Origin of the sequence: Brevibacillus sp. JNUCC-41 (assembly GCF_014844095.1) — a bacterium.
GTDB classification, from domain to species: domain Bacteria; phylum Bacillota; class Bacilli; order Bacillales; family DSM-1321; genus Peribacillus; species Peribacillus aracenensis.
Genome location: NZ_CP062163.1, coordinates 1,874,389 through 1,893,589, shown reverse-complemented (window position 1 = coordinate 1,893,589; position 19,201 = coordinate 1,874,389). Strand labels below are relative to the sequence as shown.

Sequence of the window (19,201 nt, the reverse complement as noted above, 5' to 3'; positions counted from 1 at the left end):
AGAATTAAGCTTTTTTATATTCTAAGTAGATTAAAGATTTTTCATCAGAAATAATATCCGGCTCAATATTCGATTTCTTTAAACCAGGTAGCCAAATGGCCGTTCCCGTTTGATCGATGATGACCGGCCACACATTTCTTTCTAGCATCGGGATCTTTTCATTAATAAAAATATCCTTTAACTTTTTAGTTCCACCCAATCCCTTGACGGCTATCCGTTCGCCTTCATTCCTGGTTCGGACTGTAAGAGGAAACTGAACAGCTGATTCGGGAAGAATAAAAGAATGATTTCCTCTAAGTACCGGAATTTCTTCTTTTATATAGTGCGCTTTAATCTTATATCCATTCGGAAGAATAGTCTCACCGGGAATTTGTAATTTAAGGGAATATTTATGGCTTTTTTGCCGAAAAAATCTAAAAGTGCAAGCTTGATATGATTTTTCCGCAATAAGGCCCTCCGGAAGATGCAATTCTGCAGATGGTTGAGGATTTAAAAACAAAACTAAAAGTTGGTCAATATGTAATGCCGAAAGCGATGAAGGTCTCTCCAAATAAAGATAGTTTAATATTAGTTGAATCGCCCTTCTTTGTAAAGGTTTAGGCATCGCTAGAACCTTATCAATCTGAATAACCGCTTGATCTTTATCCTGTTGGATCCAAACCTCGGACATTTTGCTTGAAACCATGTTCAAAAAAAACTCTTCATCTTCATAAAGCTCTTCACTGAATCGCTGAAAATGCTCATGAACCTTTCTATTTTCTTTCTTTAAAAATGGAAGGACTTCATGTCTAAAACGATTTCTTGCATAGGCACCCGTTTCATTGCTCGGATCAAACCTTGGTTCAATATTATGAAGGCTCGCATATTCGATTATTTGGCTTTTCGTAATTTCAAGAAAAGGCCTGACCAGATTCCCGGTATGGAACCGTCTTTTTATAGGAATACCAGCTCTTGCCTTACCTGTCGCCCCTCTTGTTAAACGCATGAGCATCGTTTCTATTTGATCATCTCCATGATGCCCCAGGACAAGCGTGGAGGCTCGATGTTTATCCATCATTTCCTCATAGAAAGCAAAACGCGACTTTCTTGACGTTACTTGTGAACTTTCCCCCGTCTGCTCCATCCGGGCAGGAACATCGATCCTTTTTCCCTCAAATGTAATGCCCCACCGTTTACATATATGCTCGACATATTTGTAATCCTCATAGGATTCTTCACCTCGAAACATATGGTCAACACTTGCAACGATCATCTCGTAATGAAAAAGAGGTTGAATTTCCTTAAGGATATGGAGAAGCACCAATGAGTCCGGTCCTCCGGAAACGCCTATTAGCAACTTCGAGTGTTCATTAATCAATTCATTTCTATAAATGGTACTCAGAACTTTTTCCTTTAACATACAATCTTCCTTCTTTATGAACAGGCATTAGTTTTATACGATTCAATCATGAAATGGTTTCAACTATTCCATGGCATTCACCTAATAACTATATCATAACAACTGTTCATATATGTATAGAACATAGAGCATCGATATGATGGCAACCAGCAAAAAAGTTTCAAAAAAACCGCCACTTTTCTTTTTTGAATGGTTTTGGGACCTTCTTGCTTGTCTCGTTGCAGGTTGTATTGTATGCGGCTGACCTGCCGCTGCCTGAGTCGGGCCCTTTTTCTTCGAATGATTTCGCTTACTTAGAACCATGACCAAATCCTCTCGCATTTGGAGGGCTGAATCATACTGACCGCGGAGAGCTTTATCCAGCATCTTCCTATATGGGTGCAATTCCTTTTTCTGCTTAATCAGGTCGTTAAGCTGTCTATACCCCTCCCCTTTCTTGTGGAAACGTCCAGGGTAGGCTGAATTGATTATAATCATCGCCACAGCGAACAAGTCATATTGCGGATCAGCCTTTCTTGAACCAAGTCCCCAGTAGCCCCTGTCAAAAAACTCAGTGAATTCTTTAACAGACCGCCCGATTAAGGTGGTTCCGCCAACATCCACACACCGTACCTTATAGGCTGGTGAAGTCACGATCAAATTCTCAGGTTTTAAATCCCCGAATACCCATCCATTGGCATGCAAGGCAGACAAGCTTGTTAAAAGCTGAAGCATCAAGACTCCAATCCATGATGAACCTTTTTTATCGATGAAACGCAAAAAATCGTGTCCGTGGATATATTCCATGACATAAAAAGGGAGCTGCTTTCCTGTTTTCATGAAATCATCCGCTTCCAAAAAGGAAGGTCCAAGGGTAGACCCCTGGACCTTGGAAAAGGATTTTAGGATATTCATCTCCGAAATAATGGACGTCCCATTATCACTGAGCTTTAAAGCATAATGACGATTTCCGCTTTCAACCAAATAGACGATCCCGTTCGCACCACACCCCAATTCCTTAATTATTTTGTACTCATTTTTATTCCATTTTCCAGTGACAACACTGCCAGGTAGGAGTTTACATTGATTCCTCAAAGTATTGTTCATCATCATGTGATAACAATCCCCTCAATGAACGTTTTTTATTGAAATATGTCAAAGCTTCACGAATGGCTGGACCAGTCGGAGTGAGTCCCCCTGTGCTAAGCTTAGGAAAAGTTGCCGTCAAGGCTTCAAGGTTCGGGGTCCAATCCAGCAACTTTTCAACATCATTTCTTTTCCCAGGAAATACGAATACGGAAAAACGGCTGTCACCCATTCTTGCATTCATACTAAGGGAAAGATCTAATAAGGAATCTTTTACTGTAGGCAGTTTATGTTTCATGCTTGCACTTGTATCAACAAGAATCAATACTTCGAGCTTGCTTGTTTCCCCAAGCTCATCGACCACCTCCATCACTTCTCCTCGTTTATCAGGCGGAAGATCCTCCATCGTTTTTGAACCTCCAAGTATTTGTTGAAGTTCACGATTGATAACTCCCTGTATAGTTTGAGTCATTGCCTTTTGGGTCACCATTTGGACGGTTTGGGACAACTGCTGAGCATAGACTATTTGACTTACGCCACCTCCGGAACTTGCAATCTTCTCAATTTCCTTAAGCCCCTTTTCATCTATCACATCATTTTCCATGACACCTATGACATTGATGGTTATGCCTTGCTCCCTTGCTAATTCAGCCATGGCAGAAGGTTCCTCACCATGATTTGAACATCCGTCGGTTATAAGCAAAATCTGTCTTAAGGTTCCTGTTTTCATGTTTTGCTCTCCCTTCCTATCAATTTGTTACCATAATTGACTAAAAAAGGGGAAATTATACGCCAAAGACATCGCGTCAAGTCACATCATGGAGTGAAGAGATTGAAAAGAGTGCAACCCTTACCTTTTATCCGTCTTCCATTTCTCCACCTCATTTTGGTTTTATTTATTTATTTATATAAACGGCCCCTACTGTGCCTTTTTACGTTTTGGAGAAACGGGAATGGACGCCCATTTCGGTGTGTTATGCTTAATTTTCGATGTAACCACTGTCATGTCATCATCTATGATCCCTTTAGTTCGGATGACTTCTTCCAATATTAAATCAGAGATTTCCTGCGGGTCGTCTGTTTCCATTTCCTTGATTTTTCGTTTAAGCCAGAACTCGATATTTTCGACATGTGCGGGGCCATCGAACACTCCATCGCTCATCATGATTAATATGTCCCCTGCCTTCAGCTCTTCTGATACAACATCAACATCGAAATCCTGGATGATTCCCATAGGAAGGTTACTTGATTCGATTTTTATTATCTTATCCCCCCTTTTAATGAAACTCGGTATCGAACAGATTTTTAAAAACTTAGCCCTTGCGTCCTGAAGATCAATCATTGCCAAATCAAGAGTCGAAAATATTTCATCGGTAGTGCGTAGAGATAATACGGAGTTTACGGATTTAATGGCTATTTTTTCTTCTATTCCCGATTGTAAAAATTTTTGTAGCAGCTTCAATGTCTCTGTACTTTCAAAATGGGCCCTTTCCCCATTTCCCATTCCATCACTGATGGCTATCGCGAATTTTCCGCAGCCAATTTCCATGGTCGTATAACTATCTCCTGATACAAGCCCTCCCCCCTTGGCAGCATGAGCCACACCCGTTTCGACCGTGAATTTTTTTGCTGACCTAAATATCACCTCACATTGCCCGTTTGGATATGTTGCACACTCTTCTGAATGAACGACTATCGTTTCCCCTAAAATGTCAGAAAGCATGGGTGCAATCAACTTTTCACATTCCCCTCTGCCCTGGCAGTATGGGACACTCATCTCTATATCAACATTTCCTTGTTCTAGACTGTATATTTCAACATGCCCTATGTGCAGGCCAAAATCCTGGATGGCCTCCAAAATGGATTCTTCATGTACATGATGATTCTTCCTTTCCCTTTGAATTTCTTTCGCAAAATCATCCATTACTGCCGAAACGCCCCTCAGTTGATCCGCCACCAGTTTCCGACTTTCCTTCACCTGCCTTTTTAATTTTTGGTTAGCTTCAAAATAAGTAAGTTCCTGTGCTATCGCCCCAATGACCTGAGGCCCGCGGCTACAATATTTCCCCCATTCTTTCGAAGTTTTTTGGGGGAGCTGACCATTATTTTCACTTAATTGAAGCATAATTTCCTGCATGCCGTCATAGGTTGTATTAAAGTTCTTGGACCAGCATTGTTCCTTCTTAAAACAAAGCTGGCACGTCTTTTCCGTTACATTACTTAAGAAGTAGTCGAATTCTTTCTCATCTTCCTCCAATCTCCCCCTTTCATCCACTTGGGAAAAGCTATTTGAGAGCGCCTCAAATACATGCGAGAATTGCTCCACCCTTTGAGCGGTGACATCCCTCACTTTTCGGGCATACTGCTGCTGTTCATCAGAATTCTCGACTGTTCCCGGTATATGTTTCGCTATTTTGTTGATTATGGATGACGGCGTCAATATAAATAGGGCCACAGCTATAAGTGATTCATAAAGGGTCACCATAATATTATTGGTGCCCTCACCATATAAACCTATCAGTAATGTAGCAATCAAGAGGCCACTAGCAACCCCTATCTTCCTTCCCTCCTTCAATAAGCCTCCCAGGAGCCCTGAAAATGCGAGAAGGCTCATTTGATAAAGACTTGCAATACTTGCCAAGCTGAATATCAATCCAGTAACTACACCTACAGTGGAGCCTATGGCGGCCCCTCCTGCCAGCCCGAAGAGGAGGACCAGGTATCGCGAGAATATATGGTCGAGTGATAAATCGTAGATCATCCAGCCGATGGTTCCGGTCATCACCGAAGCCAGCAGGATGATGATGCTGACGATTTCCTCCGTCTTTAATGATTGGGACTTTGTCCGAACGGTCAGCATCGGGATGGATTGTATGAAGATTAAGGTTAAAATCATTGCGAGTCCCGCCTCTACCCCTATCATCATTAAGTCATACAGCTGAATCGTTCGAAATACCAGATATTGCTCCGCCAGGTTGACCAGGAATAGTGAAGCAAAGACGTACATCGACATGGTCTTGAATTGTCCTTCCACGGCGGGCTTCTTGATTTTATGAAATAACAGGAGCAGGAACGCCGATGCAAAGATGACTAAACTATTCGAATAGTGAACGGTCAGCCCACCTGCAATCAATCCGAATAAAGCCAGTGGAGCCCTATCACGCCTCATGAGAAAAACAGCTGCGAAAAACGGAAGTCCAAATGGTGCAAGCTGCGAAAGAATTAAAGCCCGTCCTAATAAAAAACCGATAATTGCTAAAGAGATACCTTTTTTTATGAATATGTCTTCCGACTTCATTTGCAGTTGTTGGATCCAATTGATGGCCCCTGCCTTCGCTTCTTTTAATTGAACATCTCCAAGAGGTTCCATCATAGGTCTTTCTACTTTTTCCATTTCAACACCCCATTCGTATTAGTGGTTTTTATTATATAGAGGGCTTATCTATTTTTTTGTCAGAATTTTATAAGCGGATAAAAAAAACGTTCGACGAAATTCTTCTTGAACAATCATTTGTATACAGGTTTTTGTCCCTTTTTTCCCAATACGGAAACAGGCGTTCTTTTTATTTTGAAGAAAAGCAAAGTTTTTAGGTTATTTTTGCGGAAAATAACACGAATAAATAATCAGGAAATGGAAACCGACAAACTTTATTTTTTTTGTTGACATTTTTTCTTCACGACTGTAAGATATAACTTGTGCTTCAGTAGCACTTACCATTATGGCGGCGTAGCTCAGCTGGCTAGAGCGTACGGTTCATACCCGTGAGGTCGGGGGTTCGATCCCCTCTGCCGCTATCTTTTTTCATGAAAATCACGGCCCGTTGGTCAAGCGGTTAAGACACCGCCCTTTCACGGCGGTAACACGGGTTCGAATCCCGTACGGGTCATCATATATCAAAAGCGCCTCTGCACACTTATATCGGTAAGTGTGCAGAGGCGCTTTTTTATGTCGTTGGTAAATAAAAGAAGACAAGCCAGCAAGCTTGCCTTTATCTACACTATGAATAATTTCACAGGAAAAGTTGCTAAACTATTATTTTCAGCAGCAGTTTTATCCGCGTCTTCCTCCTCGACCTCCCCGTTTCGTTTCGGTGCTACGTTTAAGGGTCGTTAAGCGGTCTTCGCTATCTTTTAAGAATTTAGCCATTTTTTGCTCAAAGTTTTCTTTAGGCTGGAAACCATTACCTTTCGAGCGGAAGTCTTTGGAACGGCTGTCATTCCCTCTTCCTTGGCGCGGACGTGGTGTGTATGCAGGTTTTTGCTCAGCTTCAGGACGGTCTATCGCTTTTTTTATGGACAAGCCGATCTTGCCATCTTTAACGTTGATGACTTTCACCTCAACTGTATCGCCCACTTTTAAATGATCATTGATATCCTTGACATAGTTATCAGCCACTTCACTGATATGGACAAGACCGGTTGAACCTTGAGGTAGCTCTACAAATGCACCAAAATTAGTTATGCCTGTTACTTTACCTTGTAACTTGCTGCCTACTTCGATTGACATAAAAAAAATGTTCCTCCTTAGAAATGTTAAAAAAATCTCTTCACATTATATTATAACGAAAGTAAAAAAACAGTGTCAATATTAGTCACTATCTTCCTTCCCTTTTGGAAGGGTAAAAATGATTTCACCTTTTTCAGATAAGAAATAATCCCGTCTGGCTATTTTCGCTATATAATCGTCGTCATTAAGCTTTACGATTTCTTCTTTAAGAAGGGTCTCGTCTTTTTTCAATTCGGCTAACTTCCCCTTCATTTCTTCCTTTTGTTTAACTTTCTCATCCAGTGCAACATTTTGCGTTATGAGGGTGGAAACAGCAAAAATCAAAAAGACAGCGGCGAAAACTGAGTAAAGGGTTAATCTACGCATTAGACCACGCTTCTTTTTTTCTACGGTTTGTACTTTTTTCTCTTGTTGAGCGACGTAGGGATTTTCCATTTTTGCCACTTTCTTTTTACGCAGGCTACTCATTTTTTATCGCTCCTCATTTCTTTTTATTTCTCCATCCATTTAGCGTTCTAAATATAGAATTCTTGATTTTCAATAAAATCCCTTTTCCTTTATTATAAAACTTCCCGACGTTTTTCGTAACAAAAACCGGCAATAAATTCCATATATAAGTCAGAATCCATTTTACTGGTCTCCAGAATATAGTCAAAATAAAGAGAAGTATTTTTCCCGCCCATTTTAAAAATGCCAAAACGAACTTACTTATCCCGATGATGATGGCCAATACAGATACTAATACCCATTTTATCGGTAGAAATATCAGCATGTGAACCGAATTCGTTATAAATCTCGCCAACTTTATCACAAGTATTATCAAAAACTCTAAAGAACGTTGATAGAAACCTTTGAAAAGTGCTTGATAAGCTGAAAAACCGCATAATAAGGCCAAAAATAAATAGAGGCGAAACTCCCCCTCATTCACTAAAAACAAAACATAAAAAATAAGGAGACCCTGAATGATCCAGAAAAGGAAGTCATGGATGAATACAACCCACCTTTTCCTTTCTGAACGATTCAGGAACCGGCTATACGTATCCAGGGCAGCTCCAAAGCCACTGCCCATGCCTATCATCGCAAGCAACGTATAAAATTGGATCGTTAAGTTCATTTGAACAACTTGCCAAAGAAGCCTTTAGCTTTCTCCCCTGATTGCTCATCTAAATAAACAAGGTCGAAAATCTTTCCCTTAATCGAAACGATGCCTTTATCAACGTCTAAATTCTTCATTTGCAAGTTTTGGCCCCGGATAGATAAGAAACCCATTGACGTTTCGAGCAGAAATTCTTCATTATCGAAACTTTCAACTTGTTTGACACCGGTAATATCAAGCAAACGGCGGCCTTTCATCGTTACATCATGCTCTTGGGTCGTTCCTTTTGTGTAACCAGCATTCGGATCAATATATTGGCTCATTTTTTCATCCCTCACAGTACCACTGATTTTGTACAAGTGTATGTCCGTAAGAGTGGAATTAGAACCAAGCCTGTTCTTACTCCTCTGCTAGCTTTTCTTCCTTTACGATGGTATACATATCTGCAGCGGCTTCTTTTTTCGTCGTTTCTTGAATTTTATCGACGCGTACCGTAACAAGCTTTTGACCGAACCTTACAGTCAACTCATCGCCATCTTTCACATTCGAACTTGCTTTGGCCTGTTGTCCGTTAATCGTGATTCTCCCTTTATCCGCAACCTCCTTGGCAAGTGTGCGGCGCTTAATCAACCTTGAAACTTTTAGGAATTTATCCAATCTCATCGACATTCAAATCTCTCCCTTAATTAAAGTCCTTTAGTTTTTGCTTCATCCCAATATGAATCCAGTTCTTCCAATGTATAATCCTCAAATTTTTTGTCTGCCCTTTGAATGCACTCTTCTATATATGTAAAACGCTGGTGGAATTTCCGGTTTGCTTTGTAGACGGCTTCTTCCGCTTGTATGTCATAATAACGTGAAATGTTGACAAGCGCAAAAAAGAGGTCGCCCAGCTCTGATTTTATTCTTTCGACATCCCTGTTCGGGCTTAATATTTCCTCTTCCAATTCCTGTACTTCTTCCTTGACCTTTTTCCAGGCTTCGGAAACCTCATCCCAATCAAATCCAACCTTGGCAGCCCTTTTTTGATACTCTTCGGCCCGTAGTAAGTTTGGCAGCGATTTCTCAATACCATCCAGTATGGATTTCGGAGTTTTTGTTTCGCTCCCTTTTTCATCTTCTTTGATTTTCTGCCAGTTCACTAATACATCTTCCTCACCGTTCACTTTAACATCTCCGAATACATGAGGGTGGCGTCGAATCATTTTTGCCGTAATGCCTTCAATCACATCATCTATCGTGAACATGCCCTCATCTTCACCAATTTGTGAATGAAGCATCACCTGAAGAAGGACATCCCCAAGTTCACCAATCATGCCCTCGTCGTCCTCTTCATCGATGGAATCAATCAGCTCATATGCCTCTTCTATTAGATATTTCTTCAAGCTTTCATGAGTTTGTTTCTTATCCCAAGGACATCCGTCAGGACCTCTAAGTTCTGAAATGACCTGCCGCAGCTTAGAGAACTCCCTATATCGTAAAGCTTCTTCGCTAACAGGCGGGACATAAACACTCGTCAAGTTACTTAACTCCATCTGACGGTCGAGTTCGAAGAGGGCGCATTTTGTCACTTTTTCCTGACTGCTTCCTGCCGCTGTAACAATATAAACCTCGTAATCATCCGGTAGCTTTTCCATTAAGGTCAGCTTCACATTGGATGCACTGAATGCGTCATACACCTGTCCGATTATCATATGCTGGGCAATGTGCAAATCATCTGGTGAAAGAGCTGTTCCATCCAATAGCTGAAACCCTTCAATCGGATCGATTCTAACAGCCTGAAACAAGGGATCAAGGAAACTTTGCCCGCCTTCCAACTTAATGGCTATTCCAAGAGCCGGACCCTTTTCAAGCAAAAGCTGCACCGTTTTTTCCGCAACCATGGGATGCCCCGGAACTACGTATAGAACGGAACGGTTTGAAGCCTCTTGTAATAATGTTCCGGCAATTTCTTCATATACAGCTTCAAATTGGTCGTGCTTTTCATATATCCCGTCAAACGCCGTGAAATTTATCCCTTCCTTTTTCAAATCCCTTATTACCGGATGATCGATCGTTCTGACGAAACATTGTTCCGTTTGAATCAATTTTTTATAAATACCTAGCGGAAGCTGATCTAAATCCCCTGCACCAAGGCCTATTATCGTAATCTCATTCATGATTTCGCATACTCCTATTCGTTATTATAAATCGTTTAAGCTTCGAACCTGCAGGTATAAGTGAAAGTTCTTCTTCACCAAATAAGCCTGCACGAATGGCCGTCATCACAAAAACGGCCGCACCGATCCCTACACCGATCAAAGCTTGGATCGTAGCTAACAAGCGGCTCTCGCCTGATAACATCAATTCGAATAAACTATTGAATAAAACAACCGCCGTACCCATGTAAACCGTACTCTTCAAAATTATTAACACGTGCCTCTTTTCAATTAATGGCTTTTTGATCTGTACCCTCAATACCACATAAAATAATACAGACATGATCATAAACGCAAGCACTGTTGCCGAGGCTGCTCCCGCGATCTTGTAATGGGGCACTAGAACAAGGTTCAAAGCCCACTTGCTGCCAACCCCCACAATCGTGATGATCACCGGCACGAACGAATGGCCTAAACTTTGAATCACTGCCGCTTCTGCCATTATGAGGGATGTGAATAAGATCGATAAAGAGAAAATTGCTAAAGTAATCGTCCCTTTGTTATCTGTGAACAGCATATGGTTGACAGGCTTCATCGTCACCACCAGCCCAATCGCAGCAGCAAGTCCTATCGTCGCACTTACTCGAAGCGCCAATTTGATCTTATTCAATAATTCATGCTCACTTTTCCTCTGAACGAATCCGGATATTACAGGTACAAGCGCCAATGCAAAAGAATTGGCTACGACTGTACCTAGCTGAAGCAACGGCTGTCCTCGATCATATACCCCTTTCCATTCTTTTGCTTCCCTTTCCCCCATTCCCGTTTCCCTCAGTAAGGAATACAGGTGCAATGAATCGACAAACTGAAACAAGATAAGGATCAAGCCAGTTATGCAAAAGGCAAGCCCTTGAAAAATCAGGGCTTTGGAGATTTTGATGAAATTTACAGGTTTGATTCTCATTCGTAAAAAAAGCTTCCATTCTTCTCTTAAAATAACGAAAGCAATAAGCAGTACCAGTCCAGTTATGCCGCCGGTGATCGAACCGAGGACAGCCCCCTTGCCGACCACATAATGAGAATAGCCCTGAGAAACGAATATTGTGGAAAGAACCAGAATCGTCAACACACGGATGCATTGTTCAGCGACCTGCGAACTTGCCGTAGGCAGCATGTCGTTTATTCCTTGAAAATGGCCTCTTAACACAGATGAAATCGGCATTAATAAATAGGAGTAGGCAACGATTCTCAGCAGACCGGCTAAATGCGGATCCTTCATCCACCCTGCAATCCAATCAGCTCCAAGGAATAGTGCAGCAAACATCATGACTCCTATCGAACTTAAGACGACGAATGAAGTCACTAAAATGTCCTTGACCGCAAAGTTATGTTTGGAGGAGTCCCGTTCTGCAATAAGTTTAGATATGACTACCGGAAAGCCGAGTGTTGATAATGTAAAAGCAACACCGTAGAAGGGATAAACCTGTTGATAGATATAAAACCCGATGTCACCCGCAATGTTCTGATATGGTATGCGGTAGGCCGCGCTCAATACTTTTACGATAATCGCCGCTGCGCTCAAAATCAGCGCTCCCCGGAAAAGTTCATTTGATGTTTTAAAAGGCTTTTCAGCCATTATTTTTCCCCTTTTCACTCATATGTGGTAGTTATTATAGCATAATTCCAATGGTTATTTTTAATTCCAGCGCATACTGTTAATTAGTTTCCATATTCACCTTGAAGAATATTCTCAGCCTCTTTATGTCTGCCCCCATCGGGTTAACCTTTTAGAAAGAGCAAAAAGGACAGCGCGATTGCTGCCCTTCCACCTAAAAATTATAATGGCATGTCCATGGTTACTGTTCCATTTGTCTAGCTAGGAAACTTGCTGCTGTTTCAACCGATTTCTGTTCCACTTCACCAATGGTACTATCTTTAGAGAAAATCAAGACGGCACCAATCGGGTCGCCACTCGCAATGATCGGAGCTGCCGTATAAGATTGGACATCTTCATCATTGGAGTCAACGAATGAAATTTGTCCGTTTGGAGACTCCAGGACAGGATTTCTTTCTTCCATGATTTTTTCCACCAGGTCACTAACACTTTTATTTAAGTATTCTTTTTTGGAGCCGCCTGCCACTGCAATGTAAGTATCCCTGTCACAAATCATAACTGGGTTTCCAAGGCTATCATAAAGTGCTTCTGCATATTCCCTTGCAAAATCGCCTAATTCACTGATAGGAGAGTATTTCTTTAGGATGACTTCTCCATCCCTATCCACAAATATTTCCAGTGGATCTCCTTCACGAATACGGAGGGTCCTGCGAATTTCTTTCGGGATGACGACTCTTCCTAAATCATCAATTCGGCGAACGATACCAGTTGCTTTCATCTAATGTTGCCTCACTTTCATCTAATTGATTTGATAAATCCTCATTTTGTAGCAAAATCATCACCAGCTATTGTACTTAGTATTTTTCTAATGGTAAGTTCTATGCACTTTGAAAAAATTTTTCTTCTTGTTGCATTTTTTTACCATGGTACCTAAAAAAATTTCTTCAAGAGGACTATCATTCAATTTTAGTTTTTAGTGGCTTGCGTCTCTTTTTTTACATACTGTAAACCCTTGGTCATCTCAAATAAGATATTAAGCCATTTGCTTTGTTCTACACCTTTTATGTGCAGGACCAGTTTCATTCGATTGCCGTCCATGCCAAAGCCCACCATTCGGCCATACTTCGATCCCAGCTCGAACACCTTTTGTCCATCCACATCGCTGCTGACCTTTTCCCTAAGGAGAATGCTGATTTCCTGCTTTAATTGTTTAATGCTTTCAATTCCGGCCTTTTCAGCATATACCTTCATTTCAGCAATCATGAATAAATAGGAAACTTCTTCTGGGTATTCTCCGAAACGATCGATCATTTCATCCTGTAATTCTTCCACTTCTTCAAGCGACGCAATCCCTCTGAACCTTTTATACATTTCTATTTTCTGATGTCCATCCATTATGTAGGCATCAGGGATATAAGCATCCACCTCAACGTCAATTTCCAGGGTATTCTTTTCTTCGGCTGGCTGATCATTACGTTTCGCATCTACAGCTTCTTTCAACATTTGTGAATACAGATCAAAACCAACTGAATCGATGAAGCCATGTTGTTGAGCCCCTAGAATGTTTCCAGCTCCCCTGATGGATAAATCACGCATCGCGATTTTGAACCCTGAACCCAATTCTGTAAATTCCTTAATGGATTGAAGCCGTTTTTCTGCCACTTCCGTCAACACTTTATCTTTCCTATAAGTGAAGAATGCATATGCCACCCGATTGGAACGTCCTACACGTCCACGCAGCTGATAGAGCTGTGAAAGTCCCATTCTATCCGCTTCATTCACGATAAGCGTATTGACATTCGGGATATCGACACCCGTCTCTATAATGGTTGTACTTACCAAAACATCATATTCACCTTCTAAAAAGCCGAACATGACGGCTTCCAGCTCTTGCTCTGTCATTTGCCCATGAGCATAGGTGACTCGGGCATCGGGCACCAGCATGGAAATTTCTTCTGCTTTTCTTGCTATATCCTCTACCCGATTGTAAAGGAAATAAACCTGACCATCCCTGGCCAATTCCCGTTCTATCGCTTCCGTTACCAATGAGCCATTATACTCCATGACATAAGTTTGGATCGGGAACCGGTTCTCAGGCGGTGTTTCGATGACGGACAGATCCCTCACGCCCAACATCGACATATGAAGGGTCCTTGGAATCGGTGTCGCAGTCAATGTCAGTACATCCACATTCGTTTTTAACCTTTTGATTTTTTCCTTATGTGTAACGCCAAAGCGCTGTTCTTCATCAATGATAAGCAATCCCAAATCGCGGTACACGATATCTTTGGATAAAATCCTATGCGTGCCAACCACGATATCCACTGTGCCGGCCTTCAATCCTTTAATCGTCTCGGTTTGCTGTTTTTTAGTGCGGAAACGGCTCATGAGACCAATCGAAATCGGATAATCCTGAAAACGCTCCCTTAATGTTTCATAGTGCTGCTGGGCGAGGATTGTGGTCGGAACAAGAAATGCAACTTGCTTGCCATCCATTATGGCTTTAAAAGCGGCCCGGATGGCCACCTCAGTCTTCCCATATCCAACATCACCGCATAATAAACGATCCATTGGCCGTTCCCGTTCCATATCCTTTTTGATTTCGACTATAGAACGTAATTGATCTTCCGTTTCGTTATAAGCGAATGATGTTTCAAATTCCCTCTGCATATCACCATCAGGTGAAAAGGCATAGCCCTTTGCGGCTTCCCTTTCTGCGTATAATTTGATTAAATCATCGGCAATGTTCTCAACGGATGATTGAACCTTACTTTTGACACGTTTCCATTCCGTTCCGCCTAGCTTATAAAGCTTCGGTTCTTTTCCTTCAGAACCGACATATTTTTGGACAAGATCAATTTGGTCGACAGGAACATACAATTTGTCATCCGCTTGATAACGAATATTCAGGTAATCTTTATGGACCCCATTTATCGTAAGGGTTTCAATTCCCAAGTATTTACCGATACCGTGGTTAACATGAACGACATAGTCACCGATCTTCAGTTCGGAATAACTCTTGATTCGCTCCGCATTCGATAGTTTTTGTCTCCGTATTGATTTTTTTGACTTCTTATTAAACAATTCCGTTTCCGTAATGATACTGAACTTTTGCATAGGTAATTCAAAGCCGCTATTTAGACTGCCGCGTAAAATCTGTACTTTACCTGGAAGAATGCTGTCCGCATTAAACAGTTCTGCAGCCTCTATATCATAATCGGCTAAAACCGAATGCAGCTTTTTTACCCGTTCTTCATCCTGTCCAAGTATGACGACTGTATATTTCCCTTTTTTCCAACGTTCCAATTCAGCTTTGAACACATTCATCTGTCCATGGAAATTTTGCATTTGTTTACTGGCAAAATTCAGGATATTCTGAGGATTCGTATGCGGTACATGCCGTAAAAACAATGAAAGGTATACAAACGGCCTGCTGGATTTCATGATTAATTCCTGCATCGGATGAGCCAATTTGATGTCATGGATAATTTGTCCCTGACTTAAAAGATCCGTGTACCACCCAGCCTCTTCTTTTTCCAAAGAATCATTGATTTCCTGGATTCTACTGATTTCATCCAAGAAAACCAAACCATTTACCGGTAAATAATCTATTAAACTAGCTGGATCTTCATACGCTAAACTTAAGTATTTAAAGATTTTGTCGGGTATATTCCCCATTTTCAGCTGTTCAAGTTCATAACTGATCGTTTGAACCAGCTGTTCCTTGGTTTTCTCGTCTTTAAGTTTCTTCAAGCTTTTACTTAATCCGCTCTCGAGCCTTGTTATGATTCTTTCGATATGCTCCGTCTCTAGCAAAGCCTCACTGACGGGACCAATCGTCACTTTCTTGAGTTTCTCGATGGATCGCTGATCTTCGCTTGAAAAGGTCCTTATTGAATCTATTTCGGTATCGAATAATTCAATTCGTATTGGATTGGGTTCGGTGATCGGATAAATATCGATTATACCGCCCCTGATACTGAATTCACCTGGAGAAGCAACCATTTCAGACCGGTTATAACCCATGGCAATGAATTTACTAAGCGTTGGTTCAAGCTCGATGTCTTCCCCTAAAGTAAAGATAAGCTGATGTCTCTTCCAAATATCCTTCGGAGGAAGCACGCGACGCACCCCGGGAATTGGCGCAATGACGATCCCTTTCTTTCCCTCCGCCCAAAAGTTCAATGCCTCTACACGTTGGGCCCTTAATTCCGGGCTGGCAACACTCAAATCAGCCGCAATCAATTCATTGGCTGGATATATATATAATTCTTCCTCGGGAATGAAACTGGATAAGTCCTCATGGAATTTTTGTGCTTGCAATAAATTATGGGTAACCAATAAAATAGGCCTATTCGTCTTTTCATATACGGAAGCCAGCAATAGAGACCTCGAGGAACCTGTGAGACCAGAGACGATCTGCTCCTTAAGTCCTTCATCGATGCCGGCTATTAACGAATGAACATCATCTTGTTTGGAGAACAAGTTCTGCAATCCATTCATTTTCTTTCCCCTCCTCTCTTTAACGTGCGAAAAACATTTGTAATCCTTTTATTTGAACTTGGCCATTTCACCAAGCGTCCTCTTTATTAACGGCAATTTTATGTGCCCTGGTATTCCAGACAAACGGAAAAATGCTTTGGATTTTGTCCAAAGCCCTCTCCCGCTAATGAATAATATAATCGTTTTCATACAAATCAGGGTTTCTTTGCAGCGTTTCATGGCAATCTTCACATATCGCCCTTACATGCATATCCCCTTCAGAATCATAAACGATCATCTCTTGTCGCTCTTCATCGGTAAGTTGATTAAAACCTAACTGCTCCGTACTCAGTGAGTGTGCCTCGATTGAGCCCAGCTTAGTTCCGCAATGTCGGCATCGATAATGGAGAGCCATTTGGTAACCCCCTATTTTAGTAATAGTGTTAGTATGTACAAAAATAGAGGAGTTTTATTCAGCGAAACAGGAAGATATTATTCTTTACTTATATCTACTCTCTGCTTATTGGTTATATTCGTTCATGACCTGTATAAATGGCTTTTCCATCCAAGCTTCACAAGAAGCTGCGCTTTTTTCGATCGTTGCCCCGACATGATCCCATTCTTCAGGCGAAAAACGCCCCAATACATAATCAGATACCGGAATACGGCCAATCGGGCGGCCAATGCCTATTCTGATTCGATTGAATTCTTGCGTACCCAAATGGGCAATTGATGATTTTATCCCATTATGACCGCCTGCACTACCCTTTTGACGAAGGCGGAGCTTCCCTGGAGGCAAATCAAGGTCATCATAGATAATGACCACATCCGCGATATCCACCTTAAAGAAATGCATGACAGCCGAAATGGATTCGCCTGACAAATTCATATAGGTTAATGGTTTAAGCAATAAAACTTTTTCTCCCTTTACCATCCCTGCACCATATATTCCCTTATGTTTTGCTTGATCAAGCGGAATCGACCATCTTTTGGATAACTCATCTATTACTTCAAATCCGACGTTATGCCGGGTTTTTTCATACTGTTTACCTGGGTTCCCTAACCCTACAATAATTTTCATGATTCACACTCCGTCATTACGGTTATTTAGGGAGTTACGCTGGGACGAAGTTTTTCCAAGATCATTGACCTTAGAAAAATAGTACCCTAATTTCAAGCTGGCCTGCAAGCGACAGGAGAACTAATTAGGAAAAATCCTAATTTAAGGAATCCATTACGAAAAAAATGGTCCGGTTTAAAAGGCTGCATCCAGAGATTGAAAAGACGTAACTCGTTAAGAGCTACGCCTATTATATCACGATTCACTTGTTTAATCCCGGCATCATGACTCTTGTGATGCCTTGGTTTCCCTGCCTTCTTCATTTTCAGGGATACCGCCATCTTGCTGTTCACCTGTACTTATTTCCTCTTCCTGACGAGGAGCCAAAACGGATGCAACAACTTCTTCTCCATCATTGTCGATTGTAACTTGCTTTTTCGTTTGGATATCGGATATGTAGATTGTATCCCCTACCTGAAGTTCAGTAACGTCCACATCGATGGAGTCAGGAATGTCATTAGGTTTAGCCGTAACCGTGACTTCATGAAGTGACTGCTGAAGGACCCCACCGTCTTTCACGCCTTTACAAACACCGACAAGGTTAATGCGAACTTGCGCTTGTAATTGAGCGGACATATCTACAATTAAAAAGTCTGCATGATAAATGGAGTTCTTTATTGGATCCTTTTGATAGTCAGAGAGCATGACTTTATAACTCGAACCTTCCATTTCCAAAGAAATGATTCCATTACGGCCTATTTCCTTGATCGTCTTTTGAAGCTCGATACTATTGACTGAAATGGCCGTACTGTCATTTTTATTGCCATATACTATCGCAGGGATTTCGCCGCTTTCCCTCAAATTCCTTAAATTAGAGTGTTTTGAATCCGTACGTTCTTTTGCAGCTAATATATTACTCATACATCCTCCGCCTTCCTGAATATGAATTACAAGTTTCTCTATATTTAACATTTCCCTAAATGGCGAATCATTAAACATGAAAGGTAAAATCCGAAGGAAGCAAGAAGGGGATAAACATATGGTAAACATAGGTATTTCCCACAAAATCTTTTTTCGCTCATTCAAGCGTGAATTGCCTTTTTTTCCATTCCCCCCTCAACTTGCATCACTCTGTCAAGGATTTGTGCTGCTAGTGATGAGTATTGAATACTATCCTTTTTCCGTGGTCTCGGCAGATTGATTTCCTTATTCATGACGACTTTGCCCTCTTCGATTAATATGACACGGTCGGCTAGCATCACGGCCTCTTCAACATCATGTGTAACAAGCAAGGCAGTAAAGTCCCTTTTCCTCCATAATTCTTCAATCAGCCTTTGCATGCCAATTCTCGTCAAAGCATCCAATGCCCCTAACGGCTCATCCAAGAGGAGAATGTCAGGTTGGTTCACCAATGCCCTTGCTAATGCAACTCTTTGTTTTTGCCCACCGGATAAAACAGACGGCCAATCACTTGCCCTGTCTGCTAGGCCCACTTGCTCCAGTAATTCCATAGCATTTGGCTTCCAATCCCCTTTCAAGCCAATACCAATATTTTCAAGGATTTTTTTCCAAGGAAAAAGCCTTCCGTCCTGAAACATCGTACGTGAAGATTTATTTAATCCTTTCAATGGCTTTCCATTCACCAGTATCTGCCCGCCCGTCGGTTTTTCCAGGCCTGCCACAAGACGAAGCAATGTGCTCTTTCCACATCCACTCTTACCGACAATGGCTACGAATTCCCCTTTTTTAAATGTGAGGTCCATCCCTTTTAATACTTCAAACTCCCCAAAATCCTTTCTTACACCCTGCAACTCCAACGATTTTCCATTTTTCATATTA

Annotated in this window: 17 protein-coding genes and 2 tRNA genes; 2 read left to right on the top strand and 17 right to left on the bottom strand. The window is 41.4% G+C overall.

Annotated elements, in window-relative coordinates:
- Positions 1-4 precede the first annotated feature (4 nt).
- From tilS to spoIIE, 4 genes are all read right to left on the bottom strand, one after another.
- Entirely contained in the window at positions 5-1,399 is a 1,395-nt protein-coding gene (gene tilS, locus JNUCC41_RS09365; RefSeq protein ID WP_192207416.1) for a tRNA lysidine(34) synthetase TilS, read from the bottom strand.
- Between the two features lie 93 nt (positions 1,400-1,492).
- Complete coding sequence (locus tag JNUCC41_RS09360) at positions 1,493-2,491, bottom strand: protein kinase domain-containing protein (protein ID WP_353618323.1); 999 nt, start codon at positions 2,489-2,491, stop codon at positions 1,493-1,495.
- Entirely contained in the window at positions 2,457-3,194 is a 738-nt protein-coding gene (locus tag JNUCC41_RS09355; protein WP_192207415.1) for a VWA domain-containing protein, read from the bottom strand. Before JNUCC41_RS09355 ends, JNUCC41_RS09360 begins: the two co-directional genes overlap by 35 nt.
- 189 nt (positions 3,195-3,383) lie before the next feature.
- On the bottom strand, positions 3,384-5,858 hold the full coding sequence (gene spoIIE / locus JNUCC41_RS09350) for a stage II sporulation protein E (protein WP_192207414.1): 2,475 nt from the start codon (positions 5,856-5,858) through the stop codon (positions 3,384-3,386).
- Between the two features lie 327 nt (positions 5,859-6,185).
- Here spoIIE and JNUCC41_RS09345 point away from each other — a divergent pair.
- A tRNA-Met gene (locus tag JNUCC41_RS09345) sits at positions 6,186-6,259 on the top strand.
- A 20-nt stretch (positions 6,260-6,279) separates the two neighbouring features.
- Positions 6,280-6,351 (top strand) — tRNA-Glu (locus tag JNUCC41_RS09340).
- Positions 6,352-6,515: 164 nt separating this feature from the next.
- Here JNUCC41_RS09340 and JNUCC41_RS09335 read toward each other — a convergent pair.
- From JNUCC41_RS09335 to JNUCC41_RS09275, 13 genes are all read right to left on the bottom strand, one after another.
- Positions 6,516-6,971, bottom strand: coding sequence for a S1 domain-containing RNA-binding protein (locus JNUCC41_RS09335; RefSeq protein WP_101225920.1), 456 nt, complete (start codon positions 6,969-6,971; stop codon positions 6,516-6,518).
- 81 nt (positions 6,972-7,052) lie between these two features.
- Complete coding sequence (locus JNUCC41_RS09330) at positions 7,053-7,439, bottom strand: FtsB family cell division protein (protein ID WP_192207413.1); 387 nt, start codon at positions 7,437-7,439, stop codon at positions 7,053-7,055.
- Positions 7,440-7,452: 13 nt separating this feature from the next.
- Complete coding sequence (gene yabQ, locus JNUCC41_RS09325) at positions 7,453-8,085, bottom strand: spore cortex biosynthesis protein YabQ (RefSeq protein ID WP_192207412.1); 633 nt, start codon at positions 8,083-8,085, stop codon at positions 7,453-7,455.
- Positions 8,082-8,390, bottom strand: a complete 309-nt coding sequence (gene yabP, locus JNUCC41_RS09320; protein WP_034316308.1) for a sporulation protein YabP — start codon at positions 8,388-8,390, stop codon at positions 8,082-8,084. The genes yabQ and yabP overlap by 4 nt, the downstream gene beginning before the upstream one ends.
- A gap of 76 nt (positions 8,391-8,466) precedes the next feature.
- Positions 8,467-8,730, bottom strand: coding sequence for an RNA-binding S4 domain-containing protein (locus tag JNUCC41_RS09315; protein WP_034316386.1), 264 nt, complete (start codon positions 8,728-8,730; stop codon positions 8,467-8,469).
- A gap of 23 nt (positions 8,731-8,753) precedes the next feature.
- Positions 8,754-10,226, bottom strand: coding sequence for a bifunctional methyltransferase/pyrophosphohydrolase YabN (mazG, locus tag JNUCC41_RS09310; RefSeq protein WP_192207411.1), 1,473 nt, complete (start codon positions 10,224-10,226; stop codon positions 8,754-8,756).
- Positions 10,219-11,841, bottom strand: a complete 1,623-nt coding sequence (locus JNUCC41_RS09305; protein ID WP_192207410.1) for a putative polysaccharide biosynthesis protein — start codon at positions 11,839-11,841, stop codon at positions 10,219-10,221. Before JNUCC41_RS09305 ends, mazG begins: the two co-directional genes overlap by 8 nt.
- A gap of 220 nt (positions 11,842-12,061) precedes the next feature.
- On the bottom strand, positions 12,062-12,598 hold the full coding sequence (spoVT, locus tag JNUCC41_RS09300; RefSeq protein ID WP_192207409.1) for a stage V sporulation protein T: 537 nt from the start codon (positions 12,596-12,598) through the stop codon (positions 12,062-12,064).
- Positions 12,599-12,786: 188 nt separating this feature from the next.
- Positions 12,787-16,323 (bottom strand): transcription-repair coupling factor, encoded by a 3,537-nt coding sequence (gene mfd, locus JNUCC41_RS09295; protein WP_192207408.1) that lies wholly within the window; start codon positions 16,321-16,323, stop codon positions 12,787-12,789.
- A 163-nt stretch (positions 16,324-16,486) separates the two neighbouring features.
- Positions 16,487-16,717 (bottom strand): anti-sigma-F factor Fin, encoded by a 231-nt coding sequence (locus JNUCC41_RS09290; protein ID WP_063574553.1) that lies wholly within the window; start codon positions 16,715-16,717, stop codon positions 16,487-16,489.
- Between the two features lie 105 nt (positions 16,718-16,822).
- A complete protein-coding gene (gene pth, locus JNUCC41_RS09285) occupies positions 16,823-17,383 on the bottom strand; it encodes an aminoacyl-tRNA hydrolase (RefSeq protein WP_098372664.1) in 561 nt (186 codons plus the stop codon).
- A gap of 261 nt (positions 17,384-17,644) precedes the next feature.
- Positions 17,645-18,283: a 50S ribosomal protein L25/general stress protein Ctc gene (locus JNUCC41_RS09280; protein WP_192207407.1), complete on the bottom strand. Its 639-nt coding sequence runs from the start codon at positions 18,281-18,283 to the stop codon at positions 17,645-17,647.
- 161 nt (positions 18,284-18,444) lie between these two features.
- Positions 18,445-19,197, bottom strand: a complete 753-nt coding sequence (locus tag JNUCC41_RS09275) for an ATP-binding cassette domain-containing protein (RefSeq protein WP_192207406.1) — start codon at positions 19,195-19,197, stop codon at positions 18,445-18,447.
- Positions 19,198-19,201 lie beyond the last annotated feature (4 nt).